Origin of the sequence: Actinomycetospora atypica (assembly GCF_042653685.1) — a bacterium.
GTDB lineage: Bacteria > Actinomycetota > Actinomycetes > Mycobacteriales > Pseudonocardiaceae > Actinomycetospora > Actinomycetospora atypica.
The window spans coordinates 1-24419 of sequence record NZ_JBHSIV010000032.1 but is presented as its reverse complement, the minus strand read 5'-3'; the positions used below and the strand labels follow the sequence as shown (position 1 = coordinate 24419).

At 73.0% G+C, this 24419-nt stretch carries 29 protein-coding genes and 1 pseudogene; 16 read left to right on the top strand and 14 right to left on the bottom strand.

The window, feature by feature from the left end; genetic code table 11:
• Positions 1-55 precede the first annotated feature (55 nt).
• The gene (locus ACFPBZ_RS23410; RefSeq protein ID WP_378038519.1) at positions 56-712 is read right to left on the bottom strand and encodes a TetR/AcrR family transcriptional regulator; all 657 of its coding nucleotides are present in this window, start codon (positions 710-712) and stop codon (positions 56-58) included.
• Between the two features lie 99 nt (positions 713-811).
• Between ACFPBZ_RS23410 and ACFPBZ_RS23405 the strand changes: the two genes are divergently transcribed.
• A complete protein-coding gene (locus ACFPBZ_RS23405; RefSeq protein ID WP_378038518.1) occupies positions 812-2050 on the top strand; it encodes an FAD-dependent oxidoreductase in 1239 nt (412 codons plus the stop codon).
• Between the two features lie 55 nt (positions 2051-2105).
• Here the strand turns inward: ACFPBZ_RS23405 and ACFPBZ_RS23400 are convergent, their stop codons facing one another.
• Together ACFPBZ_RS23400 and ACFPBZ_RS23395 are read right to left on the bottom strand one after the other, a co-directional pair.
• Positions 2106-2588, bottom strand: a complete 483-nt coding sequence (locus tag ACFPBZ_RS23400; protein WP_378038517.1) for a VOC family protein — start codon at positions 2586-2588, stop codon at positions 2106-2108.
• A 17-nt stretch (positions 2589-2605) separates the two neighbouring features.
• The gene (locus ACFPBZ_RS23395; protein WP_378038516.1) at positions 2606-3871 is read right to left on the bottom strand and encodes a cytochrome P450; all 1266 of its coding nucleotides are present in this window, start codon (positions 3869-3871) and stop codon (positions 2606-2608) included.
• 131 nt (positions 3872-4002) lie between these two features.
• Here ACFPBZ_RS23395 and ACFPBZ_RS23390 point away from each other — a divergent pair, with 131 nt between their 5' ends.
• Positions 4003-5139: an isochorismate synthase gene (locus ACFPBZ_RS23390; RefSeq protein ID WP_378038515.1), complete on the top strand. Its 1137-nt coding sequence runs from the start codon at positions 4003-4005 to the stop codon at positions 5137-5139.
• 7 nt (positions 5140-5146) lie between these two features.
• Here the strand turns inward: ACFPBZ_RS23390 and ACFPBZ_RS23385 are convergent, their stop codons facing one another.
• Entirely contained in the window at positions 5147-5653 is a 507-nt protein-coding gene (locus tag ACFPBZ_RS23385) for a hypothetical protein (protein ID WP_378038514.1), read from the bottom strand.
• Complete coding sequence (locus ACFPBZ_RS23380; RefSeq protein WP_378038513.1) at positions 5650-5955, bottom strand: hypothetical protein; 306 nt, start codon at positions 5953-5955, stop codon at positions 5650-5652. Before ACFPBZ_RS23380 ends, ACFPBZ_RS23385 begins: the two co-directional genes overlap by 4 nt.
• 439 nt (positions 5956-6394) lie before the next feature.
• Between ACFPBZ_RS23380 and ACFPBZ_RS23375 the strand changes: the two genes are divergently transcribed.
• The 4 genes from ACFPBZ_RS23375 to ACFPBZ_RS23360 all read left to right on the top strand — a co-directional run bounded on the left by ACFPBZ_RS23375 (position 6395) and on the right by ACFPBZ_RS23360 (position 10221).
• On the top strand, positions 6395-7270 hold the full coding sequence (locus ACFPBZ_RS23375; protein WP_378038512.1) for a helix-turn-helix domain-containing protein: 876 nt from the start codon (positions 6395-6397) through the stop codon (positions 7268-7270).
• Positions 7271-7462: 192 nt separating this feature from the next.
• The gene (locus ACFPBZ_RS23370) at positions 7463-7675 is read left to right on the top strand and encodes a DUF397 domain-containing protein (protein WP_378038511.1); all 213 of its coding nucleotides are present in this window, start codon (positions 7463-7465) and stop codon (positions 7673-7675) included.
• A gap of 130 nt (positions 7676-7805) precedes the next feature.
• Complete coding sequence (locus tag ACFPBZ_RS23365) at positions 7806-8015, top strand: DUF397 domain-containing protein (protein ID WP_378038510.1); 210 nt, start codon at positions 7806-7808, stop codon at positions 8013-8015.
• 1495 nt (positions 8016-9510) lie between these two features.
• Positions 9511-10221, top strand: coding sequence for an RluA family pseudouridine synthase (locus ACFPBZ_RS23360; protein ID WP_378038509.1), 711 nt, complete (start codon positions 9511-9513; stop codon positions 10219-10221).
• Between the two features lie 42 nt (positions 10222-10263).
• Here ACFPBZ_RS23360 and ACFPBZ_RS23355 read toward each other — a convergent pair whose 3' ends face one another.
• Positions 10264-10713, bottom strand: coding sequence for an SRPBCC family protein (locus ACFPBZ_RS23355; RefSeq protein ID WP_378038508.1), 450 nt, complete (start codon positions 10711-10713; stop codon positions 10264-10266).
• Between the two features lie 38 nt (positions 10714-10751).
• On the opposite strand from ACFPBZ_RS23355, the gene ACFPBZ_RS23350 reads away from it, so the two are divergent.
• Together ACFPBZ_RS23350 and ACFPBZ_RS23345 are read left to right on the top strand one after the other, a co-directional pair.
• Positions 10752-11273, top strand: a complete 522-nt coding sequence (locus ACFPBZ_RS23350; protein WP_378038507.1) for an O-acetyl-ADP-ribose deacetylase — start codon at positions 10752-10754, stop codon at positions 11271-11273.
• 303 nt (positions 11274-11576) lie between these two features.
• The gene (locus tag ACFPBZ_RS23345) at positions 11577-12014 is read left to right on the top strand and encodes a L,D-transpeptidase (protein WP_378038506.1); all 438 of its coding nucleotides are present in this window, start codon (positions 11577-11579) and stop codon (positions 12012-12014) included.
• 52 nt (positions 12015-12066) lie between these two features.
• Here ACFPBZ_RS23345 and ACFPBZ_RS23340 read toward each other — a convergent pair whose 3' ends face one another.
• Genes ACFPBZ_RS23340 through ACFPBZ_RS23330 form a run of 3 tightly spaced genes read right to left on the bottom strand, consistent with a single transcriptional unit; the run spans position 12067 to position 14212 of the window.
• Positions 12067-12663 (bottom strand): copper resistance CopC family protein, encoded by a 597-nt coding sequence (locus ACFPBZ_RS23340; protein ID WP_378038505.1) that lies wholly within the window; start codon positions 12661-12663, stop codon positions 12067-12069.
• Positions 12660-13205, bottom strand: coding sequence for a hypothetical protein (locus tag ACFPBZ_RS23335; protein WP_378038504.1), 546 nt, complete (start codon positions 13203-13205; stop codon positions 12660-12662). The genes ACFPBZ_RS23340 and ACFPBZ_RS23335 overlap by 4 nt, the downstream gene beginning before the upstream one ends.
• On the bottom strand, positions 13202-14212 hold the full coding sequence (locus ACFPBZ_RS23330; RefSeq protein ID WP_378038503.1) for an alpha/beta hydrolase: 1011 nt from the start codon (positions 14210-14212) through the stop codon (positions 13202-13204). The genes ACFPBZ_RS23335 and ACFPBZ_RS23330 overlap by 4 nt, the downstream gene beginning before the upstream one ends.
• Positions 14213-14492: 280 nt before the next feature.
• Here ACFPBZ_RS23330 and ACFPBZ_RS23325 point away from each other — a divergent pair, with 280 nt between their 5' ends.
• On the top strand, positions 14493-15716 hold the full coding sequence (locus tag ACFPBZ_RS23325) for an acyl-CoA dehydrogenase family protein (RefSeq protein ID WP_378038502.1): 1224 nt from the start codon (positions 14493-14495) through the stop codon (positions 15714-15716).
• A 57-nt stretch (positions 15717-15773) separates the two neighbouring features.
• Here ACFPBZ_RS23325 and ACFPBZ_RS23320 read toward each other — a convergent pair whose 3' ends face one another.
• Both ACFPBZ_RS23320 and ACFPBZ_RS23315 read right to left on the bottom strand, forming a co-directional pair.
• Positions 15774-16190: an organic hydroperoxide resistance protein gene (locus tag ACFPBZ_RS23320; RefSeq protein WP_378038501.1), complete on the bottom strand. Its 417-nt coding sequence runs from the start codon at positions 16188-16190 to the stop codon at positions 15774-15776.
• A gap of 28 nt (positions 16191-16218) precedes the next feature.
• Entirely contained in the window at positions 16219-16983 is a 765-nt protein-coding gene (locus ACFPBZ_RS23315; protein ID WP_378038500.1) for an enoyl-CoA hydratase/isomerase family protein, read from the bottom strand.
• Between the two features lie 75 nt (positions 16984-17058).
• On the opposite strand from ACFPBZ_RS23315, the gene ACFPBZ_RS23310 reads away from it, so the two are divergent.
• The 6 genes from ACFPBZ_RS23310 (at position 17059) to ACFPBZ_RS23285 (ending at position 21870) form a co-directional block, all read left to right on the top strand.
• Entirely contained in the window at positions 17059-17760 is a 702-nt protein-coding gene (locus tag ACFPBZ_RS23310) for a dienelactone hydrolase family protein (RefSeq protein ID WP_378038499.1), read from the top strand.
• Positions 17757-18542 carry an HAD-IIA family hydrolase gene (locus ACFPBZ_RS23305; protein ID WP_378038498.1) on the top strand — a complete coding sequence of 262 codons (786 nt, stop codon included), beginning with the start codon at positions 17757-17759 and terminating at the stop codon, positions 18540-18542. Before ACFPBZ_RS23310 ends, ACFPBZ_RS23305 begins: the two co-directional genes overlap by 4 nt.
• 38 nt (positions 18543-18580) lie before the next feature.
• Positions 18581-18988, top strand: a complete 408-nt coding sequence (locus tag ACFPBZ_RS23300) for a ChaB family protein (protein ID WP_378038497.1) — start codon at positions 18581-18583, stop codon at positions 18986-18988.
• Positions 18985-19734, top strand: coding sequence for a CPBP family intramembrane glutamic endopeptidase (locus ACFPBZ_RS23295; RefSeq protein ID WP_378038496.1), 750 nt, complete (start codon positions 18985-18987; stop codon positions 19732-19734). The genes ACFPBZ_RS23300 and ACFPBZ_RS23295 overlap by 4 nt, the downstream gene beginning before the upstream one ends.
• Positions 19735-19830: 96 nt before the next feature.
• Positions 19831-21240: an aldehyde dehydrogenase family protein gene (locus ACFPBZ_RS23290; RefSeq protein WP_378038495.1), complete on the top strand. Its 1410-nt coding sequence runs from the start codon at positions 19831-19833 to the stop codon at positions 21238-21240.
• 63 nt (positions 21241-21303) lie between these two features.
• Positions 21304-21870, top strand: coding sequence for a hypothetical protein (locus ACFPBZ_RS23285; RefSeq protein WP_378038494.1), 567 nt, complete (start codon positions 21304-21306; stop codon positions 21868-21870).
• Between the two features lie 53 nt (positions 21871-21923).
• Here ACFPBZ_RS23285 and ACFPBZ_RS23280 read toward each other — a convergent pair whose 3' ends face one another.
• The 3 genes from ACFPBZ_RS23280 to ACFPBZ_RS23270 are packed head-to-tail and all read right to left on the bottom strand — an operon-like array spanning position 21924 to position 23836.
• Positions 21924-22370, bottom strand: coding sequence for a DUF2267 domain-containing protein (locus ACFPBZ_RS23280; RefSeq protein WP_378038493.1), 447 nt, complete (start codon positions 22368-22370; stop codon positions 21924-21926).
• 24 nt (positions 22371-22394) lie between these two features.
• Positions 22395-22700 carry a hypothetical protein gene (locus ACFPBZ_RS23275; RefSeq protein ID WP_378038492.1) on the bottom strand — a complete coding sequence of 102 codons (306 nt, stop codon included), beginning with the start codon at positions 22698-22700 and terminating at the stop codon, positions 22395-22397.
• 35 nt (positions 22701-22735) lie between these two features.
• Positions 22736-23836, bottom strand: coding sequence for a glycosyltransferase family 9 protein (locus ACFPBZ_RS23270; protein WP_378038491.1), 1101 nt, complete (start codon positions 23834-23836; stop codon positions 22736-22738).
• A gap of 225 nt (positions 23837-24061) precedes the next feature.
• Between ACFPBZ_RS23270 and ACFPBZ_RS23265 the strand changes: the two are divergent.
• Positions 24062-24419 (top strand): annotated as a pseudogene (locus tag ACFPBZ_RS23265) (hypothetical protein); the annotation flags it as partial.

The following is a 24419-nucleotide window of genomic DNA, read 5'->3' as shown; positions in this document are numbered from 1 at the left end:
TCCCTCACCCGACCGTGTGTCCGGCGAAGAGTGTCGCAAGGCCGTGCCTGCTGCACTAGTCCTGCGACAGCTCCGCACTGGCCGTTCGGACGGTCCCCGCGCCCAGGAGGGTGTGCACGGCCCGGACGAAACCGTCGACGTCGTCGTAACCGAAGACCGCCCGCTGCAGGACGAAGCCGGGGATCACCGCCATGACGACGTGGGCGCCCGTCTCCGGGGCGAGGTCGTCCGGGACTACCCCGGCCTCCTGGCCCCGGCGCAGCCCGGCCGCGATGCGCGTCCGCAGGACGCCGAAGCCCCGGTGAACCCGGTCGCGCAGCGGCCCCGGCCGGGTCGCCTCCCCCCAGCCCTGGACCCCGCACCGCACCAGCTCGCCGAGGTCGACGACGCTGCCGTCCGGGATGCGGACCGTCTCCCCGCCCAGGGTCCCGACGACGGCCGTCACGAGGTCGGCCACGGTGGGGGCCGCGTCGCCGGAGACGGCCTCGTCGAGCCGTCCGGTCAGGATGGAGAAGGCCTGCCCCGCCACCTCGACGATGACGTCGTCCTTGCTGGTGAAGTGGCGGTAGAAGGCCCCGGTCGAGAGGCCGGCCTCCCGCGCGATGTCGGGCATCGAGGTCTGGTGGAAGCCGTCCCGGGCGAAGCAGCGCCGCGCGGCCGCGAGGATCTCGGTCCGCCGGGCCTCGCGTCGTTCGGGGGTCAGGCGGGGCACGTCACTCCTTCTTCCGTGAACGTTCGTTCGCCTTGACGACGGCCTCCCCGGAGGGTCACCATGGTGAAAGCTCGTTCACGGTAACCCGAGGAGGCGGTCATGGAGCGGACGACCTGCTGCGTGGTCGGGGGTGGTCCGGCCGGGATGGTGCTCGGCCTGCTGCTCGCCCGCGCCGGAGTCGAGGTCACGGTGCTGGAGAAGCACGGCGACTTCCTGCGCGACTTCCGCGGCGACACCGTGCACACCTCCACGCTGACGCTGCTCGACGAGCTCGGGCTCTGGCCCCGGTTCGACCGGCTGCCCTACCGGGCGCTGACCCGTGTCCGGGTCCGCCTCGACGGTGGGGAGGTGACGATGGCCGACCTGACGCGGCTCGACGAGCCGCACCCCATGATCGCGATGACCCCGCAGTGGCACCTGCTCGACATGCTGGCCACCGCCGCGCAGGAGGAGCCCACGTTCACCCTGCGCATGCGCACCGAGGTCACCGGCGTGGTCCGCGACGGCGGGCGGGTGACCGGGGTCCGGCTCGGCGACGGCACGGAGCTCGCGGCCGACCTCGTCGTGGCCTGCGACGGGCGCGACTCGCGGGTGCGGGCGGAGTCGGGCCTGCCGCTCAAGCGCTACGACGTGCCGATCGACGTCGAGTGGTTCCGGCTCCCGCGCCACGCCGACGACCCCGACGGCGGCCTGGGGCGCGTCGGGCGCGGCCGCTTCATGGTGCTGCTCGACCGCGGGGACTACTACCAGTGCGCGCTCGTCATCGGGAAGGGCACCGACGCCCGCCTCCGGTCGGGCTCGATCCAGGGGCTGCGCGACCTCCTCGCGGACATGAACCCGTGGATGGTCGGGCGCCTCGACTCCCTGGAGAGCTGGGACGACGTCAAGCTCCTCGAGGTCTCTCTCGACCGGCTGCGGCGCTGGTCGTCCCCCGGCCTGCTCTGCCTCGGGGACGCCGCGCACGCCATGTCGCCCATCGGCGGCGTCGGGATCAACCTCGCGGTGCAGGACGCGGTCGCGGCCGCCCGGGTGCTCGCCGCACCCCTGCTCGCGGCGGACGCGGCAGGCGTGGCGCGGGCCTCGACGGCGGTGCAGCGTCGTCGCACCGCCCCGACCGTGATCACGCAGACCGCGCAGGACCTCGCCCACCGCCGGGTGGTCGCGCCGATGCTCGACGCCGCGCCCGGGGAGAAGGACGCGACGTCGATCCCGCTGCCGTTCCGGGTGGTCCAGCGGTTCCCGGTGCTGCAGTGGGTGCCGGCCCGGCTCGTCGGGGTGGGCGCGCTGCCCGAGCACGCGCCCGACTTCGCGCGTCGTTCGGCGCTGCCCGTCGCCTGAGTGTCAGCACTGCGGCCATGCTGACACTGGACGTCACAATTGGGGGCTGTACGGATCAGCCGCCAAGCATGAAGAACTCGAGCGCGTTGCCGTCGGGGTCCTTCACCGACAGCGCCAGCCCGTAGTCGGCCTCGACGATCCCGGAGTGCTCGATCCCGGCCTCGTCGAGGTGGTCGCGCCACGCGGCCACCGCGTCGGCGTCGGAGCACCCGAACCCGACGTGGTCGAGGCCCACCCGGGCCGGGTCGAAGCGGTCGTCGGACGAGACCGTCTCGTGCTGGGTGAGCCCGAAGAGCTGGCCGTCGGCGAGGGCGAACACCCGCCGGCGGAACGGGCCGTCGGACAGCGTCATCGCGGGCTCGGCGCCGAAGAGCTTGACGTAGAAGGGCTCGCTGACGGCGAGGTCGCGGACGGACAGGGCGACGTGGTGCACGGCAGGCATCGTGGGCATGCCGAGGAGGTGCCCGATTGCACGCAATGAGATGCGCGCGCCGCCATGGATCGTGGTGGCGGCGTTCGTGACGTCCGGTGTCAGCATGGCCGCAGTGCGGACACTCAGGCGGCCACCGGGAAGCGGCGCGGACCCCGCAGGATCGTCGCCGTCTTGGGCACCGTCCGCCCCGCCGCGTGCAGGCCGGGGAGGCGCTCGGCGAGCATCCGCAGCGCCACCTCGCCCTCCATCCGGGCGAGCGCCGCGCCGAGGCAGAAGTGCACGCCCCCGGAGAACGCCAGGTGCCCCGTCGTCGGGACGCGGTTCAGGTCGAACCGGTCGGGGTCGGGGTGGGCCTCCGGGTCGCGCCCGGCCGCCGCGAGGAGCACCAGCACCGCCGAGTCGCGCCGCAGCGGCACACCCCCGATCTCGGTGTCCTCGTGCGCGATCCTCGCCGTGAGCTGCACCGGCGGGTCGTAGCGCAGGGTCTCCTCCACCGCGCCCGGTGCCAGCGTGGGGTCGGCGACGAGCGCCTCCCACTGCCCGGGCGTGGTCTGCAGGGCGCGCACGGCGTTCCCGACGAGGTTCGTGGTCGTCTCGAAGCCCGCCACCAGCAGCAGCTGGGCGAGGCTCACGAGCTCGTCGATCGTCATCGACCCCGCGTCGAGCGCCCCCACGAGCTGGGACACGACGTCCTCGCCCGGGTCGACCCGCCGCCGGGACACGAGGTCGACGAACAGCGCCCGCGCCTCGTGCGTGGTCCGGGCCAGCTCGTGGGCGTGCGCGGGGGAGCGGACCCCGTCGAGCGAGCTGCCCAGCGCCCGGCCCCACGCGGCGAACCGGTCGGCGTCGACCTCCGGGATCGCCAGCAGCCGCGCGATCACCGTGATCGGCAGCGGCGCCGCGAGATCGCGGACGAGGTCGAAGCGCCCGCGCGCGGCGGCGTCGTCGAGCAGCCGGCCCGTGATCGCCTCGGCCTCGGCGCGGTAGCGCTCCAGACGTCGCGGGGCGAAGGCGGGCGCGGCGAGGCGCCGCAGCCGGGTGTGGTCGGGCGGGTCGAGCCCGAGCAGCGACAGGTCGACCGGCTCGAGCAGCGACGGCTCGTCGGAGTCGGGCGCGAACGGCGCCCGCCCGTCGGCCAGCCGGACCCCGAATCGCCGGTCGCGCAGCACCTGGTCGCACAGCGCGTGCGTGGCGACGGCGCTGATCCCGGTGCGGCTGCGGATCACGCGTCGGGATTCCCGGACGACGGCGTAGGTCGGGTAGGGGTCGTGGCGCCAGGGCTTGTGCATCAGGCGCGCCACGGGGTCGCCGCGCAGGGCGAGCGCCAGCCCGCCGAGACGCATCGCGGCGATCCGACTGCCCAGAGCGAGATCTTCTCGGAGAGCCATCCGGGGGTCGGGCTCCTTCGATGCGTCGTGTGTCACGTGGCCGTGGCGGAGCGTCACGGTCAGAGTGGAGGTCACGGGTTACCCCACTGTGCCAGCGCACAGCGTCGACGACCGCCGGAAGGGAGCGCCAGGTGACCACCGACGGCACCCTCGAGCTCGCCCTCGACCCGGCGGCCCTGCTCCACGGCTGGCGACCCGGCACCGGTTCCTGGTTCTCCGGTCCCCGTGGCGGCCTCCTCACCCGCGGCGTCCACCAGCGCCTCGACGATCCCGACGAGGTCCCCGGCGTCCTGTCCCGGATCGCCGCGGACGGCGACGCGCCCGCCGTCGTCGTCGGGGCCCTGCCCTTCGACCCCACCCGCCCCGCCGCGCTCGCCGTGCCGCGGGAGATCACCTGGGCGGCGCCCCTGGGGCACGCGATCATGCCGGGCCCGGGCTCCGGCGTGGAGTTCGCGTCGCGCTCGGTCCCCGAGCCGGCGGCCTACGAGGCGATGGTCGCCGAGGCGCTGCGCCGCATGGAGGCGGGCGAGCTGGAGAAGGTCGTCCTGTCGCGGACGCTCGAGCTGCGCTGCGACGGCCCCGTCGACCAGCGCCGCCTGCTCCGCGAGCTCGCCGCCCGCGGCCCGTCCGGCTACGTCTTCGCCGTCGACCTCCCGTCGACGGGCGCGCCCCGCACGCTCGTCGGCGCCAGCCCCGAGCTCCTGCTCTCGCGCCGCGACGGCGAGGTCGTCGCGAACCCGCTCGCCGGCTCGGCCCGCCGCCTGCTCGACCCCGACGAGGACGCGGCCGTCGGTGCCGCCCTGCTCGCCTCGGCGAAGGACCGCCACGAGCACGCGCTCGTCGTCGACGACGTCGCGGCCGCCCTCCGGGGCGTGTGCGACGACCTCGAGGTGCCCGGCACCCCGTCGCTGATCCGCACCGACGCCCTGTGGCACCTGTCCACGACGATCCGCGGCCGCTCGGAGCTCCCGGCGCTCGACATCGCCCGCGCCCTGCACCCCACCCCCGCCGTCGGCGGCGTACCCCGCGCCGCGGCGAAGCGGGCGATCGCCGAGATCGAGCCGCACGACCGCGGCTTCTACACCGGCATGGTCGGCTGGTCCGACGCGAGCGGCGACGGCGAGTGGGTCGTCGCCCTGCGCTGCGGCGACGTCAGCGGCTCGACCGCCCACCTCTACGCCGGCGCGGGAATCGTCCCCGGCTCCGTCCCGGCCTCGGAGCTCGCCGAGACCGCCACGAAGCTGGAGACGATGCTCGCCTCGCTGTGACCTCGTGTCACGGCGAGCGGGCGATGACCAGCCGCACGACGAACCGCCACCGCGTCGGCAACAGCTCGGCGTAGACGCCGCCGCAGGCCACCGCGATCCGCTCGACCTCCTGCGCCAGCAGGTCGGCCGTCAGGCCGGCCGGGAGGAACAGGGTCACGCGGTCGGCCGCCGTGCGCGGCGACGTCCACAGGATAGTCGGGATGCGCCCGGCGTTGGAGTGGATGCGGGCCCGCACGAACGCGGTCCGCAACCGGTGCTGCAGGACCACGGCCCGGACCCGCAGCCATACGAGGTGACGCACCGGCGGCACCCCGAGCGGCAGCACGACGAGGGCGGTGAACCCGACGACCGCCGGCGCCGTCAGTCCCGCGAACCACGGCGCGGCGACGAAGGCCCCGACGAGGACGGCGAGCTCGTAGCGCCACCGCCAGACCGCGACGAACGGGTTCGGGCGGCGCACGGGGCGGATCGCCCGGTCGATCGCGCCGAGCAGGTCCTCGGGCTCGGCGCTCATCGGGGCGCTCCGGGTGGGAGGTCGAGCCGCTCGGCGACGACCTTCAGCGGGCTCTGCTCCGCCGGGACCGGCTCGGTGGGCGCGGCCAGCGCGTCGACGACCCCGCGTCCGGCACAGGACGGGCAGGTCTCGATCCCGCGGTAGCCGGCGCCGACGCAGCACGAGCACTCGCTCAGGCGGTCCCAGCGGGGGTCGCGGTACCGGCGGCCGGTGCCGTTGCGGATCGGCTCGACGGTCCAGCCGCGGCGGTGGGCGCGGAGGTCGTCGTGCAGGAAGAGATCGTTCGCGAGTCGGATGCACATGCGTTGACATGCGCGGTACAAAGGCAGCATCGCTTTTGCTCCTGACCGGGAGGGGAAGTCGATAACGGGCCTGAGTGCGGGCCCGCGGCGCATGGCCGGACTGTTGGTCCGACGATGTGATCGCAGAGAAGGCGTTGTGCAGGTGGTGTTGCCGCACCCCTGTGCAGCGCCTTTTCTGTGTCCCGAATGATCGCGAGAGATCGTCTCGCTCAGAGCCTCGTCCCAGTCGATCACTCCTCCCCGCCAGGGAATAGATCGGCCGTAGGGAGGTCCACCTCCCGGACTTCTGACCGAAGCTCCCGGCGTGTCTGCGACGCCCCCCGCCGCTGCCCACTACTTTGACTTGCGCCATACTGAACTGGCAAGTGACAACTTCGCCTCGCTCACGGTTCCACCCGGACGGCGGTGTTGTCGGGCACGGCGCGAGGGGGTCGGTCCGGTGACTGATGATCCGACTCCCACCACCCTGCGTCGGCAGCTCGGCGCGCAGCTCCGTGAACTTCGGCAGGCCAAGGGCAAGACCGCAGCTGAGGTCGCGCGGGACCTGCAGTTCTCGGTCAGCAAGATCTCACGCATGGAGTCCGGAGCGCGGGCCGTTAGTGAACCCGACATCGCGGCGCTCATCGCCTACTACGGCGTCGCTCACGAACTGGCAGAGGCGCTGGTAGAGACGGCTCGAGCCGGGAGGCGGCGGCGAGACGCATGGGTGGATGTCGCTTCGACGGGTTCCGACTTCCAGAAGTTCGTGCAATCGGGATTCGTAGAACTTGAGCGCGATGCCGATTTCATTCGCGAGTTCAATTCAGGCGTCGTGCCGGGCCTGTTGCAGACGAAACGCTATATGCAGGCCATGATGGACGCTGCTGAGCCGACTCGTCAGGATGTCGTCGATAAGGCCATTGAACTGAGGCTGAGTCGTCAGGGCCGACTCGCGCAGACGGGGCGGTACTCGGTAATCATCGACGAGGCGGCCCTGGCTCGTGTGGTCGGTGGGGCCTCGGTCATGGCCGAGCAATTGGGTGCACTGGGCAAGCGGATGGATACTGGCGCCGTCGATGCGCGGATCATCCCATTCACTTCCGGCTTTCATCCCGGCCTCAACAGTGTGTTCATCGCGCTCACGATGGGCGGCCCAGGGGTGCCGGACGCCGTATTCATCGAGGGTCTCATCGGCTTCCAGAAGTTCGACGGTGCGGACGAGGTCGCACGCTTCGAACACGTGTGGCAAGAACTTTTGACGTGCGCCGCGAGCGAGTCACAATCGAGAGCGCTCGTGGAAGCGCGTCGGTCGGCCTACGAAGGCTCGTCACGATGATCGGTTGCTCTTGGTCGCTGACCGGTGGGAACGATCCGGAAACGGAACTACCGGTGAGGAGTGGTCGGCGTTGATCGCCCCCGCAACACCGTCTGGCGCGTGTCCCGCCTCGGGGGACTGCGTGACCATGATCGTCGGAGCAGTCTCCCGCCAAATTCCAATGACGATTCTGCTCCCGGGGGTTCCGCTGTGATGATCGATGGACGTTTGCACGATTCGCTTGCGTGGCAGAAGGCCATGGCAAGCGTCCCCGGTGGCATGTGTGTCGAGGTTGCCGAGTGTTCCGGTGGTGTCGCCGTCCGCGACTCGAAGTGCCCTGAACAGGGTGCTCTTATGTATTCGAAGGCGGAGTTCGCCGCTTTCGTCGACGGCTGCCGGCAGGGCGAATTCGATCATCTTCTCTGACTGGCTCGTTCTGAGACAGTCAACCGAGAAGCTCCCGTCGAGCTCTACCCAAAGTTAGTGACGAGTGTCATTGTCGTTGCTCTTGATCGCCTGGCGAGGCGGTCGGCAGTGGGAGGTGACGACCGCGGGCATGATCGTCGAGAGGTTGGGCGAGTTGAAGTGGCTGAAGGCCACGATGAGCCAGCCTGTCGGGATGTGCGTGGAGGTGGCCGCTCACCCAGAGGGTGTCGCCGTGCGGCACTCGGTGACCCCCGAGGACGGAGCCATCGTCTACACCTGCGAGGAGTTCGCAGCGTTCCTCGATGGTGCCAAGCGCGGCGAGTTCGACCACCTCGTCTAAGTGCTTGGCGATCTGGTCGTGGCGGCACGGGCTCAGTCACTGCTATCGAACGGGGTCGGCTTAGACGGCGCTTGCTGGTGCGGATTCGCTTTGTAGCCCGACTTGAACGTTTCCACTTCAGTGGTATCTGCGGCTAACTTTGTGACGACGCCCTCGTCTTCGGCAATTGTCACGATTACAGAATCGCCCTGAAACGCGCTTCGAAGTGCGAATTCCGGTGTACGGACGCGCGTAGGGACGAATCACGCCGAGCGCGATTCTCTCATCGTGCTCGGTCATTCTTAATGGTCGCCTGCCTGGGCATGTCTCGATTCGGTCACGGTTGGGCTTTGTCAAGGCTGGGGGCGGGAGGGTGGTCGCATCAGTTGAGCGGTCGCGCTCGCGAGCATCTCTAGTCGTGGGAACCGCAGACCGTGGTCCTCCGACCGATAGGCGCAGGCACCATCAATGGCGATACCCGACGAGGCCAAGTTCCCGCACAGTCGGCTGCCTCCGAGTCACCCCCGACCGCACCGCCGCGTTGAGGGGGCGACAGCCCTGGATCTCGATGTCGAGCAGTAGGAGGCGCGCACGTGCCTAAGACCGAGGACGCGTCAACTGGGAGGTACGTGTGGCAGCCGGGGCCGCGCGACCACCCGCCCAGCTCCCCAAGTCCGAACTCCGTCCGGCAGGGCGGCGGCGAGGTTGGCCCCCTCGCCGCCGCCAACTGCAACCCAGCCGCTTCTCAACAGCAGGGAGTGTAAGCGTGTCATATGCAGGTGAAGGTGCTCCGCACGACCGTCCCGAACCCGAAGACCCGCAAGTCGGCGGGGCTTCCGACTTCGCCGATGACTCGGACGCCAACCTCCCAGATCTCCCTGGTGGAGAGGGCGGTGTGAACGCGGACCCGAGCGAAGCAGTGCCGCAAGACGAGCCGGACCAGGACGCCAACCTCCCGGGTCTCCCTGATGGGGAGGGCGGTGTGAAGGCAGACCCGAGCGAAGCAGTGTCGCAAGACGAGCTGGACCGGGACGCCAAGCCCTCGTGGAGCGTCCGGCTCTACGCCGCGGTCGCAACTACGGGGCCCGTGTTGACCTTCTTGATGGAGGCAGCTCAGACCGCCTACACAGTCGAGCAGTGGAGGCGCGGGCAGGCGTAGGTCGGGTGGTGACAAGGGCGTCGGGTGAACAAAGGTTGACCACTCTGGTGTGCCCTTACTAGGGGCAGAAGTCGCCGCCGAGACGGTCCTGGTGCGCACCAGGACCGTCTCGGCGCGAGGCTTCTGCCTTGCGGCCCGGCACTCAGGGACAAGCTGGGTGGGGCAAGGTCGTGCGGCGCCCCTCGCGCTTGTAGACGCCCTCGACCACGCGACTCCGACTTCGAGTGCGCCGCGCTCTCCCTGCAGGTCCACCGCGTCTCCCAAGAGGCGCGTCGCGCGAAGTCGGGTAGCACTACTACTGGACACTTTGATCAGGCGCCTTGAGACGCTGTCGTCCTCCTCCGCGACAATGGGACCGTGACGATTACCTGGGCCGAGCTCAAGGAGCAGCACACGCTCCACGAGGACGAGGCGATCCTCGTGCTCGACAAGCCCGCCGGCTGGTCGGTCATGGGCGAGCGCCACGACACCGACATCGTCCGGCTCGCCGCCGACGAGGGCGAGAAGCTCTGGCCCGCTCACCGCATCGACAAGGTGACCAGCGGCGTCGTCCTGTTCGCCCGGCAGCTCGAGGTGCACGGCGACCTCACCCGCCAGTTCAACAAGCGCACGGTCGAGAAGTCCTACCTCGCGATCACCGCCACCACCGGGCTGCCCGACCGCGGCTCGATCGAGCTGCCGCTCGGCGTCGGGCGCAAGAACCGGGTGCGGATCGCGGCGGCCCGCGAGGCCATCGTCGAGCAGGACGGGGTGTGGTCGGTCCCGGCCGACGCCGTGACCGGCACGGAGACCTACCCGAGCACGACCAACTTCGAGAAGCTCGGCGAGCACGACGGGCGCACCCTGCTCGCCCTCCACCCGCTGACGGGGCGGCGCCACCAGATCCGCGTGCACCTCGCGTGGATCGGCCACGCGATCCTCGGCGACCCGCTCTTCGACAAGAACCCGACGACGCGCACCGGGCTGCACGCCCACCGCCTCGCCTTCGACGCCCCCGACGGGCAGCGCCTCACCATCACGGCCGAGCCCGGCGAGGACTTCCGCGCTCTGTGGCCGGCGGCCCTGTGAGCACTAATCCGTGCTCCGACACGGATCAGTGCTCACAAGTGCTCACCCCAAAGCCTCCGCCAGCAGGTCGAGCGAGGCCGCGAGGGCGTCCGCGTCGAGCACCGGGAAGAACTCGAGGAGCTTCTCGTCGGTGATGGCCGACCAGTCGTAGGTCAGGGTGACGCGGGTGCCGTCGCCCTCCTCGGCGAGCCGGTAGGTCCAGGTGTAGCCGGCGGGGCGCTGGCCGGGGCCGGCGGGCGCCCACCCGAGCGCGACGTCGGGCTCGTAGACCACCACGTGGTTCTCCACCACGTAGTCGCCGATCTGCTCGTTGTGCATGTCCATCGTGAACACGTCGCCGAGCTCGGTGATCGCGAGGTGCGTCTGCGAGGCGCGGACCATGCCCGAGGCGTCGAGGTCGGGGTGGCGGTCGGGGTCGGCGATCAGCGCGAACGTGCGCTCCGGCGGCGCGTCGACCGTGCGGGACACCTCGATCTGGCGGTCAGACGTCATGGGCATGATCGTGGCACGCCCGGGGGTACAGGCCCGTCGTGGGAGCGCGCATCACCCTCGTGCAGGGCGACATCACGACGCAGGAGGTCGACGCGGTGGTCAACGCCGCGAACTCCGGCCTGCTCGGCGGCGGCGGGGTCGACGGCGCGATCCACCGCGCGGGAGGGCCCGACATCCTCGCGGAGTGCCGGGAGCTGCGGGCGACGTCGCTGCCCGACGGGCTCCCCACCGGGCAGGCGGTCGCGACGACGGCCGGGAGGCTCCCCGCGCGCCACGTGATCCACACCGTGGGCCCGGTGTACGCGAAGCGCGAGGACCGCTCGGACCTCCTCGCGAGCGCCTACCGCGAGTCGCTGCGGGTCGCCGACGAGCTCGGGGCGCGGACAGTGGCGTTCCCCGCGATCTCGGCCGGTGTCTACGGCTGGCCGATGGACGACGCGGCGCGGATCGCCGTGCAGACCGTCGACTCCACCCGGTCGGCGGTCGAGGAGGTGCGCTTCGTCCTGTTCGGGGACGCCGCGTACCAGGCGTTCACCCGGGCGGTCGACCAACTGGGCTGATGGTCCGGATCCCGACCGGCTCCCGACGCCGAAGGGGTGAGCGCCGCCCGGGTTGCCCCGGCGTGACCGGTTCCTGTCATGCGGACGGGTCGTGACCGGGCCCGGACGGCCTCGTTGTCGCTGTCGTGTGCGCTCGGGGGGAGCCGTGTGCGCACGCCGGCACGGCGCGTGGCCGGCGCGGTAACGACCGAGCGAGGACCATTGACTCAGGGCAGGCATCGAGCAGGGCGAGCGCAGCGACGGGGAGCGAACTCGGAGCGGTCGGGCACGGGGCGCTTCGTCCTGACGGCGGCGGCGATCGGGATGGGCGTGGTCCAGGCGTCGGGGATCGCGGCGGCCGCGCCGGGTCCGGCTCCGGCCGGGACGGCGCCGGGTGTCGGGGGCACCCCGTGTACGACGAAGGCCATCAAGGCCTGCGTCGACCTCTCCGAGAACAAGACGTGGCTGCTGGACGGTGACGGCAACGTCGTCTACGGGCCGGTGGCGAACACCCATGGCTCGAAGGGGCACGAGACCCCGACCGGCGACTTCATCATCCAGCGCAAGGACCAATACCACGTCAGTCAGGAGTTCGAGGGCGCGAAGATGCCCTACGCGGTGTTCTTCGACAACAGCGGCCGGGCGTTCCACCAGGGCACGCTCGAGCGGCAGTCCGCGGGCTGCGTCCGGCTGAACGAGGACGACGCGAAGCGCTTCTTCGAGCACCTCAACCCGAACGACCGGGTCCAGATCGTCCAGTAGGTCCCACCACCAGGGCCCCGGGGAGCACCGCTCCCCGGGGCCCTCGTGCGTGTCAGGCGCGGCGGCGCAGCACGAGAGCGACGGCGCCGATCACGACGACGACCGCGAGCAGGACGAACGGCCAGGCCGGGGTCCCGCCCCCGTCGTCGCCCGCCGGGCTCGACGCGGCGGCCGGGCTGGCCTGGGTGGGCGGCCCCGCGGTCGCCGGGGCGGCCGGGGCGGCGGGGCTGGTCGCGGGCGTGGCGGCCGGGCCCGGCGTGGTGAGCGTGAACGAGAGCGCCCCGGACACCGGGTGGCCGTCGTCGGAGACGATCCGGTAGCCGACCTCGTAGCGGCCGGCTGGCCCGAGCGGGTTCACCCCGACCGAGATCCTGTTGTCGTCGGCCGTCGCGGGGCCCGCCTCGTAGCGGGTGGCGCCGTCGGGCCCGACGACGGTGACCGTCGCGGTGTTCGGGGTCGGCGCCTCGCTGAAGGTCAGCGTGATCCGCGACGGCGCGGTGGCGACGGAGGCGCCGTCGGCGGGGTCGCTGCCCTCGAGCACGTCGTGGGCGGAGGCGGGTGCCGCGCCCAGCAGGACGAGGAGCGCGGTCAGGGCGGTCAGCAGGGCAGGGCGGAGCAGGGCGCGGGGGCGCCCGGAGTGGATGGTCATGGTCTCTTCCGGGGTCGGTCGACGGTGGTCGCGCGGGTCAGGGGACGCACCGGGGGACCGCGGAGGGGACGGGTCGGCAGGAGGACGGTGGCGGTGGGCTTCCGCGCGGTGCGCGCGGGCACGAGAGGGGTTCCCGACGAGGGCCGTGGTCCGGCCGGGACGGTGAGCAGCCCGACGATCCGGTCGGCGACCAGGGCGAGGACCGCGCGGTCGGCCCGGGTGACCCCGAGCGCGACGAGCAGGGTGGTGACGACGTGCGCGGCGACCATCGCGGGCGACGGGCCCGTGGGGCCGTGGTCCATCCCCGCGTGCCCGGCCCCCATCGCGACGTGCCAGGCCAGCTGGCCCGCGGCGAGGATCGCCGCGAGCCGGACCGCACCGGGCCGTCGTCGGGACAGCCAGCCGGCCGACGCGGCGACGAGGACCCCCGTGGCGAGCACGCCCGGCGTGATCTCCGGGGCACCGCCGCCCGCCTCGACGTGCAGCGCGGCGCCGAGGGCGGGCGCGAGTGCGCCCACCGCCACCGCCCGCGCCGAGGTCATCCCTCCACGGTAGGCCGCAGGTCGGGGTCACCGGCGGGGACGAGGCAGGTGCGCACCCAGGAGGAGACCTCCCAGGCGGCCTGGTGCGCGACGTGCGGGAGCAGGCGCGGCATCGAGACGTAGCCGTGGCAGGCGCCGCGGTAGTCGGTGTAGCGCGTGGTCACCCCGGCCGCGGTGAGGGCGTCGGCGTAGCGGATGCCGTGGTCGCGCAGCGGGTCGTGCTCCGCGGTCTGGACGAGGGCGGGCGGCAGGCCGGTGAGGTCGGCGCGCAGCGGGGACGCGTACGGGTCGGTGCCGTCGGCCCCGGCCAGGTAGAGGCGGTGGAACCCGCGGATGTCGGAGGCGTGCAGGATCGGCGCCTCGGGGATCTCCCGCTCCGAGGGCAGGACGTCGACCATCTCCGTGCCCGGGTAGACCAGGCACTGGGCACCGATCCCCGGGGCGTCCTCGCCCCGGGCGCGGGCGTCGCGTGCCATGAGGCAGACGACGGTGGCGAGGTTGCCGCCCGCGCTGTCGCCCATCACGGCGACCCGCCGGGGGTCGATGCCCCAGCCGTTGGGCTCGGCGACGATCGCGGCGACGGCGCCGTAGCAGTCGTGCGCGGGGACCGGGAACGGGTGCTCGGGGGCGAGCCGGTAGTCGACCGACACCACGACCGCCCCGGCGAGCAGCGAGACCTCGCCGCAGAACCAGTCGGACTGGTCGAGGTCGCCCTGGACGAAGCCGCCGCCGTGGAAGTTCACGACGAGCGGCGCGGGCACCGACGCGGTCCGCGGCGGCCGGTAGACGCGGACGGGCAGCGTGACGTCGTCGAGCTCGACCCGGCCGTCCTCGGTGACGACCCGGCGGTCGTGGTGCCCGACGATCACGCGCCCGGCGGGCCCGGCCTGGATGCGTCCGCTGCGCTCCCGGGCCGCGGGGACCTCGTCGGGAGACAGATCGGCGACGGAGCCGCCGAGGGTGCTGCGCAGCGCGCCGAGCAGCCGGGTCCGCAGGGGGAGACGCACGGCGGCGAGCCTAACGTCACCGCCCGGTTGACATCGCGGAGCGTATTCGTTGTGATCGGGTGCGTGGTCGACACGATTCCGGTGGTGATGCGGACGCGATTCACGCGCCGCCGCCACATCGACCTCGTCCTGGTCTCCTCGGGCATCTGTCGCTGACGCCTCCTGCACCGCCGTCGTGCGGTGTTCCGGTACGCCCGTGCGTGCAGTTCTTCCCGACGAATGCCGCGGTAGACCCGCGGTTATTCGTGCTGCCCCCAGGAATTCCTCCGGAGGAATCGTCATGACCGACGTACTCGATTCGACGATCGACATCGCCGCACTGCCCGCACCCACCACCGAGGCCGGATGGCTCGAACGCGCACGGCTCGTCCGCCGCGTCCTCGAGTCCGACGCCGCCGAGCGCGACCGCGCCGGTGCCACCCCGTACGCCGAGGTCGCGCTCCTCAAGGACTCCGGTCTCGTCACCGTGCTCGGCCCGCCCGAGCACGGCGGGGCCGGGCTGGAGTGGCCCGCGGCCTACCGCATCGTCCGCGAGGTGGCGGCGGGCGACGGGTCGATCGGCCAGCTCCTCGGCTACCACTACCTGTGGTTCTGGGCGGCCCGGCTCGTCGGGACGCCGGAACAGATCGCGGCGGTGGAGGAGCAGGCCACCGTCAACCGCTGGTTCTTCGGCGGCGCGGTGAATCCGCGCGACGCCGACGTCGTCATCACCGACGAGGGCGATTCGATCGTCTACCGCGGTCGGAAGTCGTTCTCCACCGGGTCGAAGGTCTCCGACGTCACCGTTCTCGAGGGCGTCGTGGAGAACACCGACACCCACGTCTTCGCGATCGTGCCGTCGGACCAGCCGGCCCTGCAGTTCCACGACGACTGGGACAACATCGGGCAGCGGCTCACCGAATCCGGGAGCGTGACGATCGACGGGGTGCGCGTCCCGTGGACCGACGCCGCCGGTTTCCGGGACAAGCAGTTCACCCCGCGCGTGTACAACACGCTGAACGTGCCCGTGATCCAGCTGGTGTTCGTGAACTTCTACCTGGGAATTGCCCGGGGGGCGCTCGACACCGCCGCGGAGTACACCCGCACGGTCACCCGACCGTGGCTGCACGGCGGGCACGAGCGGGCGGTCGACGAGCCGTACGTGCTGGACACCTACGGCGAGCTGTGGTCCCGGCTCTGGGCGGCCGAGGCGCTCGCCGACGCGGTGGCGGTGGAGTCGCTGACGATCCACCGCGACCCCGACGGGGTCACCCAGCAGGCGCGGGGCGAGCACGAGGTGCGGGTGGCGGCGGCGAAGGCGCAGGCCACCGACGTCGCGCTGGACGTGACGGCCCGCATCTTCGAGGTCGTCGGCGCCCGGGGAACGACTTCGTCACTCGCTCTCGACCGGTTCTGGCGCAACGTGCGGACGCACTCGCTGCACGACCCGGTGGCCTACAAGCGCCGTGAGGTCGGGGCGTTCACGCTGACCGGCGAACTGCCCCCGCCCACCTGGTACAGCTAGGTGCTCCGCTCGTGAGCACTAATCCGTGCCTGGACACGGATTAGTGCTCACCAGTGCTCACACCGTGGCGCTCACGTCCACCTTGATGTTGCCCCGGGTGGCCTTCGAGTAGGGGCAGAGCTGGTGGGCGCGCCCGACGAGGCGGTCGGCGGTGTCCTGGTCGGTGCCGGGCAGGTGCGCGACGATCGCGACCTCGAGGCCGAAGCTCTCGGAGTCGGGCCCGATGCCCACCTCGGCCTCGACCGAGGACTCGTCGATGCCGACCTTCTCCTGGCCGGCGGCGAGCTTGAGCGCCTGGTGGAAGCACGCGGCGAAGCCCGCGGCGAAGAGCTGCTCGGGGTTGGTGGCGTTGCCGGGTCCGCCCATCTCCTTCGGCATCGACATGTCCTGGTCGATGATGCCGTCGTCGGACCTGACGTGGCCGTTCCGGGCGTCTCCGGAGGAGGTGGCCGACGCGACGTACTTGATGTCCATGCGGTCGGCTACCCCGAACGGGCCGGACTCACCAGGAAGGCCGACGTTTCTCGACGAAGGCCGTCACACCCTCCCGGCCCTCCGGCGACAGGCCGCGGTCGCCGATCGACTTGGCCTCCACCTCGAAGTGGGCGTCGGTCAGCGTGCCGGGGGCCGAGCGGACCAGCGCCTTCGTGGCGGCGAGGGCCTGCGGGGGGCCGGCCGCGATCGTGGCGGCGAGCGCGTCGGTCTCGGCGCGCAGGTCGTCGTCGGGGACCACCCGGCTCGCCAGGCCGGCGACGAGGGCCTCGTCGGCGCCCATCGGCCGGTTGGTGAGGAACATGTCGAGCGCCCGGGCGCGGCCCACCGCCGCGGGGAGCGTCGCGGTCATCCCGCCGTCGGGGGTCAGCCCGATCGCGGTGTACGCGGGTCGCAGCCGTGCGCCCGCGCCCAGGACGATCACGTCGCCGGTGAGCACGAGCGAGAGCCCGATGCCGGCCGCCCAGCCCTGCACCCCGACGACGACGGGCGCGCGCAGCGCGAGGATCAGGCGCTGGCAGGCGTGGAAATCGTCGGCGAGGGCGGAGAGCGACGAGTCGGGGTCCGCCGCGAAGCCGCGGACGTCGCCGCCGACGCAGAAGTTCGCGCCCTCGGCCACGATCTCGAGCACCCGCGCCGACTGCGCCGGCCCGGCGAGCGCCTCGCGGAACTGGCGGCCGAACTCGAAGTCGACGACGTTGTGCCCCGGCCCGTTCGCCAGCACCAGGCGGACGACGCCGTCGTCGCCCTCGATCCGCACCCGCTCGTCGCTCACGTGTCCTCCTCGATCATGTGGTCCGGGTCGGAGCCTGCCACGCTGGGCTCCCGCCGAGTGAGAGGAGCCGGAGACGTGCCCGACCTGCACATCCCTGCCGCCGAGGGTTCGCACCAGGAGGCCTACCTGGCCACGCCGCCCGGCACCGGGCCGTGGCCCGGCGTCGTCGTGCTCCAGGACGTCTTCGGTGTCGGCCAGAACGTGCGCGATCACACCGACCGGCTCGCCGCCGCCGGGTACCTCGCCGTGGCCCCGAAGCTCTACACGCCGCGCGGGGGCGGCATCCGCTGCATCGCGGCCGTCTTCCGCGCGATGACCAGCGGGCAGGGCCCCGCGTTCGACGACATCGAGGCCGCCCGCGCCTGGCTCGCGGACCGCGACGAGTGCACGGGGCGCATCGGCGTCATCGGCTTCTGTCAGGGCGGCGGCTTCGCGCTGCTCGCCGCGGCCCGCCACGACTTCGCGGCGGCCGCCCCGAACTACGGCTTCGTCCCCACCGACGCGGAGCGCGAGCTCGAGGGCATCTGCCCGGTCGTCGCGAGCTTCGGGGGCCAGGACACCGCGCTGAAGGGCCACCCGGAGCGGCTCGAGAAGGCGCTGACCACGCTCGGGGTGGAGAAGGACATCAAGACCTACCCCACGGCGGGGCACTCGTTCCACGAGCGCTTCTACGCGGAGACGCTCGTCCGACACCTCGGGGCGGGCTACGACCCGGCCGCCTCGGAGGACTCGTGGCGGCGCGTCGAGGCCTTCTTCGGCACGCACCTCGCGTCATGACGAACCCGCCGGAGCTCGACTCCTACCTCATCGACATGGACGGCGTCCTCGTCCACGAGGAGAACGCGCTGCCCGGGGCGGACGAGTTCATCCGCCGCCTGGGCGAGGCGGGGAAGACCTTCCTCGTCCTCACCAACAACTCGATCTACACCCCGCGCGACCTGCGGGCCCGGCTGCACGCGAGCGGCATCGACATCCCGGCCGAGAACCTGTGGACCTCGGCGCTGGCGACCGCGCAGTTCCTCGACGACCAGCGGCCCGAGGGCACGGCGTTCGTGGTGGGGGAGGCCGGCCTGACGACCGCGCTGCACGAGGTCGGGTACGTCCTCACCGAGCGCGACCCCGACTACGTGGTGATCGGCGAGACCCGCACCTACTCGTTCGAGGCGATCACGCGGGCGATCCGGCTCATCGAGCGCGGGTCGCGCTTCATCTGCACCAACCCCGACGCCACCGGCCCGAGCGCCGAGGGGACGCTCCCCGCCACGGGGTCGGTCGCCGCGCTGATCACGCACGCGACCCGGAAGAAGCCGTACTTCGTCGGGAAGCCCAACCCGCTGATGATCCGGGCGGGGCTGAACACGATCGGCGCGCACTCCGAGACCACCGCGATGATCGGCGACCGGATGGACACCGACATGGTGGCCGGCATGGAGGCGGGGCTGCACACGATCCTCGTGCTCACCGGCGTCACCGACGAGGCGGAGCTCGAGCGCTACCCCTACCGGCCGAACCAGATCGTCGCCAGCGTGGCCCATCTGGAGGTGGGCTCGCGGGGCTGACCACAGCAGTCGTCGGGAAAACCGGGTACTCCTTCTCCATGCCCGACGACTTCGAGGACCTCCCCTCGACCCTGCAGCGGTCACCGAAGAAGGCGCGCGACACCTACGCCGAGGCGAAGGCGTCCGCGGAGGAGACCTACGGCAAGGGCGAGCGGGCGTCGCGGACCGCCTACGCCGCGCTGAAGCACACGCACGAGAAGGTCGGCGACCACTGGGAGCCGAAGGAGGAGAAGGGCCCGTCCGACTCCCGCGCGAGCAGCGGCGGGTCGAACCCCTCCGGCGAGTCCGCGGGCGGGGTCGACGCGAACGCCTCGAAGAAGCACCTCTACGAGCGGGCGAAGGAGCTCGACGTCGAGGGCCGCTCGTCGATGGACAAGGACGAGCTGGTCGACGCGCTGCAGAAGGCGAACGACCGGGCGACCAGGAAGGCCCGGGAGGACTCGTGAGCCTGCCGCCGCAGGACGACGTCAGCGGCGAGGGCCCGGCCGGGCTCGGCGGGGAGCCCCTGGCGCCCGCCCGCCCGGAGGTCGGGACGAGTCCCGACGGGCGTCGGCTGGGGTGGCCGGAGATCGTCGTCGGGGCCGTCGCCTACGTCGCGATCCAGCTGGCGGCGGGGTTCCTGCTCATCAGCGCCACCGGCGCGCTCCCGTCGGCCCCCGTGCTGCTCGGAGTCTCGGCAGCCTCGGCGCTCGGGGCGGTGGCGATCGCCCTCGGGATGCGGGTGCGCTCCCTCGCCGCGCTGGGGCTGCGCCGGGTCCCCCTGCGCACGATCGGCCTCGCGATCGCCCTCGGTGTCGCCGTGTGGCTCGTCTCCCGGGTGCTGATCATCGTCTACATCAGCCTCACCGGGGACCAGACCGACCCGCAGGCCGCGCTCACCCAGTTCTCCGGCGGGCTCTCGGCCGTCCTCGTGGTGGTGCTCGGCGGGCTGCTGGTGCCGCTGGGGGAGGAGCTGCTCTTCCGCGGCATCGGCTACGGCTCGCTGCGCCGCTACCGCGTGGTCCTCGCGACGATCGTGTCGTCGCTGCTGTTCGCGCTGGCGCACGGGCTCAACGTCGTGTTCCTCGCCGTGCTCGTGCTCGCGGTGCTCAACGCCGTGCTCTACGAACGCACCCGGTCGGTCTGGCCGTGCTTCGCCACGCACGCGACGTTCAACCTGTGCTCGTTCGGGGTGCTGCTCGCCGTGCTGTAGCCCGGCGGGTGGATGGACCACTCCGCGGGTGGGCACTCCCTCCTCCGACGAGAACGAGGAGACCGGGGCGGGAACGCCCCGGTCGGGAGGAGACCCATGACGACGGTGGCCGAGCCCCTGGCCGACATCGAGATCCGCGACCCGGCCACGGACGAGATGGTCGGCCGGGTCCGTCCTGCCGGGCAGGAGCAGGTCGACGACGCCGTCGGGCGTGCGGTCGCCGCCGCCCCGGGCTGGGCGCGGACCGCGCCGGGCGACCGGGCCGGCATGGTCAAGGAGGCCGCCCTCGCCCTGCGCGGGGTGGCCGACGAGCTCGCCCGGCTCAACGAGACCGAGACGGGCCGCCCGTACGACGACGCCCTGGGTGGCGTCCTGGCGGCCGCCGGCACCCTCGAGCAGTACGCGGAGCTCGGGCCGCTGCACCGCGGCCGGTCGCTGCAGGGCTCCTGGTCGGCGACCGACCTCATGGTGCCCGGCCCCTACGGCGTCGTCGCCGCCATCACCCCGTGGAACGACCCGGTGGCCGTCGCCGCCGGGCTGATCGGCGCCGCGCTCGTCACCGGCAACACCGTGGTGCACAAGCCCTCCGAGCGCTGCCCGCACCTCGGACGCCGCTTCGCCGACCTCGTCGCCTCGTTCCTGCCCGACGGCGTCCTCACCGTCGTCGACGGCGGTGGCCCCACCGGCGCGCTGCTCTCCGGGCACGCCGGGATCGACGTGGTGGCGCACGTCGGCTCGATCGCCGCCGGGCGGGCGATCGCCGAGGCGGCGGTGGGCACGGGCGCGAAGGTCCTGCTCGAGAACGGCGGCAACGACCCGCTCATCGTCGACGACGGCGTCGACCCCGTCTGGGCGGCGGGCCAGGTGGCGCTCGGCTCCTACGCCAACGGCGGCCAGGTCTGCGTGTCGGTCGAGCGCGTCTACTGCCACGCCGCGGTCGCCGACGAGTTCCTCGCCGCGCTCGCCGAGGAGGCCACCCGCTGGGTGTACCGCCCGTCGGCCGAGGGCGAGAAGGCGCTCGGCCCGCTGGTCGACCGTCGCCAGCGCGAGCACGTGCACTCCCACGTCGCGGAGGCCCTCGAGGCCGGCGCGACCGCCCACGTCGGCGGGGCGATCCCGGCCGGGCCGGGGGCCTTCTACCCCGCGACCGTGGTCAGCGGCTGCACGCCCGACATGCGCATCCTGCGCGAGGAGACCTTCGGCCCGGTGGCCGCGGTGCGGGTGGTCGACTCGTTCGACCAGGCCCTCGCCGAGGCGATCGACGACCCCCACGGCCTCGCGGCCACGGTGCTCACCCCCGACATGGCGCACGCCCAGGAGGCGTGGCGGGCGCTGCCCGTCGGCACCGTGAAGATCAACGCCGCGTTCGGCGGGGCCCCCGGCGGCGCGGCCGAGCCGCGCGGGCTCTCCGGGACGGGCTTCGGCTACGGCCCGGAGCTCCTCGACGAGATGACCACGACGAAGGTCGTCCACATCGAGCCCTGCCCCACCCGTCACACGCAGTAGGAGGTCGCCACGCGCGGTGGTCGATCGTCACCCCTGAACGGGTGAGATCGTTACGCCGACGTGATGTACCCGCCCTCCGCTCCCGGACCGTCGGCGCCCGACCCGGAGACCTCGCTCATCGAGCCCGGGTCGCGCCGCCGGCCGGGGACGCCGTCGCCGGCGCACTCCCTGCTGGGCTTCGTCGTCGCGGCGACGGCGGCGCTGGGCGTCGTCGTGGCGACCGGGGTGGCCCCGGTGACGAGCCTCGCGGCGATGGCCGGGGTGGCCACGGTGTCGACCGTCGCGCACCCCGGGGTGCCCGCCGCCCCGGCCCTGCCCGCGCTCGGCCCGGCCCCGACCACGGACGCGACCGTGTCCGACGAGCCGGCGACGACGGCACCGACCACCACGACGGCCCCCCGTCGCGCCGTCGTGCGGACCACGCCGAAGCCGGTCGTGCCTCAAGCCGTGAAGCCCGTGCCGCCGCCCGTCGTCGTGCCCCCGCCGGTGCAGCCCCCGAAGGTCGATCCGCCGAAGGTCGACCCCCCGGAGCAGGACCCGCCGGCCACCCAGGACCCGCCGACCACTGAGCCTCCGACGCAGGACCCGCCGGCCACCGATCCGCCGACGAAGGTGCCTGACGGCCCGTGAGCACTAATGCGTGTCCAGACACGGATTAGTGCTCACGGGCGCGCAGCGCACCTCTAGCGCATGAGCTCCACGAGGTCGCCGGGCAGCTGCTCGAGCGTCCGGTCGACGTCGCTCTCGGGCAGCCACTCGCGCAGCAGCCGGAGCACCTGCTCCACCTGGCGCTGCACCTCCTCGGCGTCCACCGAGTGCACGTGGCCGCTCACGGCGTCGACGAACTGGGCGCGGTCGATCGAGCGGGCCGCGTCGTCCGACGGGCGCTGCGCCCGCAGCTCGGCGGAGAGCTCCGGCGGGAGGCTGACGGTCAGGTCCTGTGCGAGGCCCGAGCTCACGGCCTTGCCGAACTCGTTCAGCGTGGCCCGCGTGAGCACCTCGGCCTCGCTGATGGTGTCCAGGCCGAGGCGGCGCTGCACCTGGCCGGTGAAGGCGGAGAGCGTCGCGCTCGAGCGGTCGGGGTTCGGGTCGTTCGGGTTCGGGTCGTTCTGGACGGGCGGGGTGGTCATGGGGTCCTCTCGTCGTTCGTCAGGTCAGTGGCCCTCGGCGGCGGCCTGCTCGACGCCGGCCGACCAGCGCTCGCGTCGCTCGTCGTCGGTGGCCTCCCACCAGGCCGGACCGCGCTCACCGAGCGCGGTCTTCGCGGCCTGGACGCGGTCGCGGGCGGCCCGCTCGGCCTCGGGGTCTTCGGCCTTCAGCGCCGCCCCGACGTCGCGACGCGCCGCCATCAGCCACTTCCGCAGCCGGGACGCGTCGTCCTCCGGGATCGCCGGGTCGGTCGCCCGCCAGCGACGGCCGTCGATCACCACGAAGTGACCGTCGGCGGTCTTCTCGGGCATGGGGGCGGGTGCCCCGGCGATCGTCGTCGGACACCTCAGGCGCGGGCGAGGCGCGCCACCGCGTCGACGACCCGCTCCGGGGCGATGTCGAGGCACTCGTGGTCGAACGGGCACACCAGCTGGCGGCAGGGCGAGCAGGTCGTCGGGCGGTTGAGCACCTCGGCGGGCACGGTCCGCGGCGCGTACTGCCCCACCTCCTCGGTGCCGGCGAACAGCTCGACGACCGGCGTCCCCACGGCGTCGGCGAGGTGCGCCCCGCCGGAGTTGTTCACGACGACCGCGTCGGCCCCCGCCACGAGGTCGGCCAGTCCGGCGAGGTCGAGCTCCCCGACCAGCCGCACCGCGCCGTCGACGCCCTCGGCGGCCCGCTCGACGAGGTCGGCCTCCTTCGCGGTGCCGGTGACCACCACGGTCCACCCCAGCCCGGCAATCCCGCGGCCCGCGGCGGCGAACCGCTCGGGCGACCAGCGCCGCGAGGGGCAGCTGGCCCCGGGGGCGACGACGACGTAGCGGCCGGCCGGGCGCGGCGCCCCCGCGTCGGCCGGCACCGTCACCGCGAGATCGGCGCCGAGGGACGGGACGCCGACGGCGGCGAGCACCAGCAGCGCCCGGTCGACCTGGTGGCCGTCGTCGGGGGGCGCGGGGACCCAGTGGGTGAGGGCGTCGCCGCCGAACTCCTTGCTGGTGCCGACCCGCACCGGGATCCCCGCCCGCCGGCACACGGCCGCGGCCGGCCAGGGCGACTGGGAGAACGAGGTGAGGACGACCGCGGCGTCGTAGTGGCGCTCGGCGAGGGTGTCGACGAGGTCGGCGTCGGGATCGGGGTCCAGCGCCTCGGCCGCGTTGGGCAGCCGCTGCCACGACACGGACGCGACCACCACGTCGTCGAGCTCGCCCACCAGCGGCGCGGCGGCGGCGCCGGCCGGGGAGGCGAGCAGCTCGATCCGGGCCCGGGGCGCGGCGGCCCGCAGGGCGCGCAGGGCGGGCACGGTCATGATCACGTCGCCCACGTTGTCGGGCCGGACGACGAGGACGCGCGTCATCGCCGACCAGTCGGGGTCGCCGGACCCGGGGCGGTGGTTCCCGGGATGCGGGCTCCCGGGATCGGGTGCTCCGGGGTGGGCGGGGAGGTCCATGCGCTGCTGGTACCCGTCCGGCGGCCGGCCACGCGACGAGGGCTGACGGCGGTCGGCCGACGTTCGCCCGATCGGGGTAGGTAGACCTCGGCGAACGGGCTAACAACGAGGGTCGACGCGGCGAACTGAGTGGTGCACGGAGTCACTGCCGGTTCACCGGGAGTCACGGGCCGTGCTCCCCGCTGCCGGTCCCCGCGAGTCCCTCCCACGCACCCAGGAGTCCCCATGTCGACGTCGCTCCGTTCCGCCGTCACCGCCGCCGCCGCGGCCGCCCTGTTCTTCCTGCCCGCGGTGGCCGCCGCGGCGCCGAGCCAGGCGCTGCCCGGCCCGTGCACGCAGTCCGGCGGCGCCGTGACCTGCACCTACCTGGCCTCCGGCGGGGAGCAGACCCTCGCCGTGCCGGCCAACGCGACCAACGTGCGGGTCGTCGTCAAGGGCGGCGCCGGCGGACGCGGTGGCGCGGGTGCCGGGGGCGTCGTCGGTGGGGCCGGTGGCGCCGGGGCCTCGGTGTCCGGCGCGGTCGCCGGGGCCGCGGGCACCACGCTGCGCATCGTGCCCGGCGGGCAGGGCGCGGCCGGTGGCG

Coding starts and splice junctions, on each gene's coding strand:
- ACFPBZ_RS23405 (WP_378038518.1), top strand. CDS start 812: ATGGAGCGGACGACCTGCTGCGTGGTCGGGGGTGGTCCGGCCGGGATG.
- ACFPBZ_RS23400 (WP_378038517.1), bottom strand. CDS start 2,588: ATGCTGACACCGGACGTCACGAACGCCGCCACCACGATCCATGGCGGC.
- ACFPBZ_RS23395 (WP_378038516.1), bottom strand. CDS start 3,871: ATGGCTCTCCGAGAAGATCTCGCTCTGGGCAGTCGGATCGCCGCGATG.
- ACFPBZ_RS23385 (WP_378038514.1), bottom strand. CDS start 5,653: ATGAGCGCCGAGCCCGAGGACCTGCTCGGCGCGATCGACCGGGCGATC.
- ACFPBZ_RS23380 (WP_378038513.1), bottom strand. CDS start 5,955: ATGTGCATCCGACTCGCGAACGATCTCTTCCTGCACGACGACCTCCGC.
- ACFPBZ_RS23370 (WP_378038511.1), top strand. CDS start 7,463: ATGATCGATGGACGTTTGCACGATTCGCTTGCGTGGCAGAAGGCCATG.
- ACFPBZ_RS23365 (WP_378038510.1), top strand. CDS start 7,806: ATGATCGTCGAGAGGTTGGGCGAGTTGAAGTGGCTGAAGGCCACGATG.
- ACFPBZ_RS23355 (WP_378038508.1), bottom strand. CDS start 10,713: ATGACGTCTGACCGCCAGATCGAGGTGTCCCGCACGGTCGACGCGCCG.
- ACFPBZ_RS23345 (WP_378038506.1), top strand. CDS start 11,577: ATGGGCGTGGTCCAGGCGTCGGGGATCGCGGCGGCCGCGCCGGGTCCG.
- ACFPBZ_RS23340 (WP_378038505.1), bottom strand. CDS start 12,663: ATGACCATCCACTCCGGGCGCCCCCGCGCCCTGCTCCGCCCTGCCCTG.
- ACFPBZ_RS23335 (WP_378038504.1), bottom strand. CDS start 13,205: ATGACCTCGGCGCGGGCGGTGGCGGTGGGCGCACTCGCGCCCGCCCTC.
- ACFPBZ_RS23325 (WP_378038502.1), top strand. CDS start 14,493: ATGACCGACGTACTCGATTCGACGATCGACATCGCCGCACTGCCCGCA.
- ACFPBZ_RS23320 (WP_378038501.1), bottom strand. CDS start 16,190: ATGGACATCAAGTACGTCGCGTCGGCCACCTCCTCCGGAGACGCCCGG.
- ACFPBZ_RS23305 (WP_378038498.1), top strand. CDS start 17,757: ATGACGAACCCGCCGGAGCTCGACTCCTACCTCATCGACATGGACGGC.
- ACFPBZ_RS23300 (WP_378038497.1), top strand. CDS start 18,581: ATGCCCGACGACTTCGAGGACCTCCCCTCGACCCTGCAGCGGTCACCG.
- ACFPBZ_RS23290 (WP_378038495.1), top strand. CDS start 19,831: ATGACGACGGTGGCCGAGCCCCTGGCCGACATCGAGATCCGCGACCCG.
- ACFPBZ_RS23285 (WP_378038494.1), top strand. CDS start 21,304: ATGTACCCGCCCTCCGCTCCCGGACCGTCGGCGCCCGACCCGGAGACC.
- ACFPBZ_RS23280 (WP_378038493.1), bottom strand. CDS start 22,370: ATGACCACCCCGCCCGTCCAGAACGACCCGAACCCGAACGACCCGAAC.
- ACFPBZ_RS23275 (WP_378038492.1), bottom strand. CDS start 22,700: ATGCCCGAGAAGACCGCCGACGGTCACTTCGTGGTGATCGACGGCCGT.
- ACFPBZ_RS23270 (WP_378038491.1), bottom strand. CDS start 23,836: ATGGACCTCCCCGCCCACCCCGGAGCACCCGATCCCGGGAGCCCGCAT.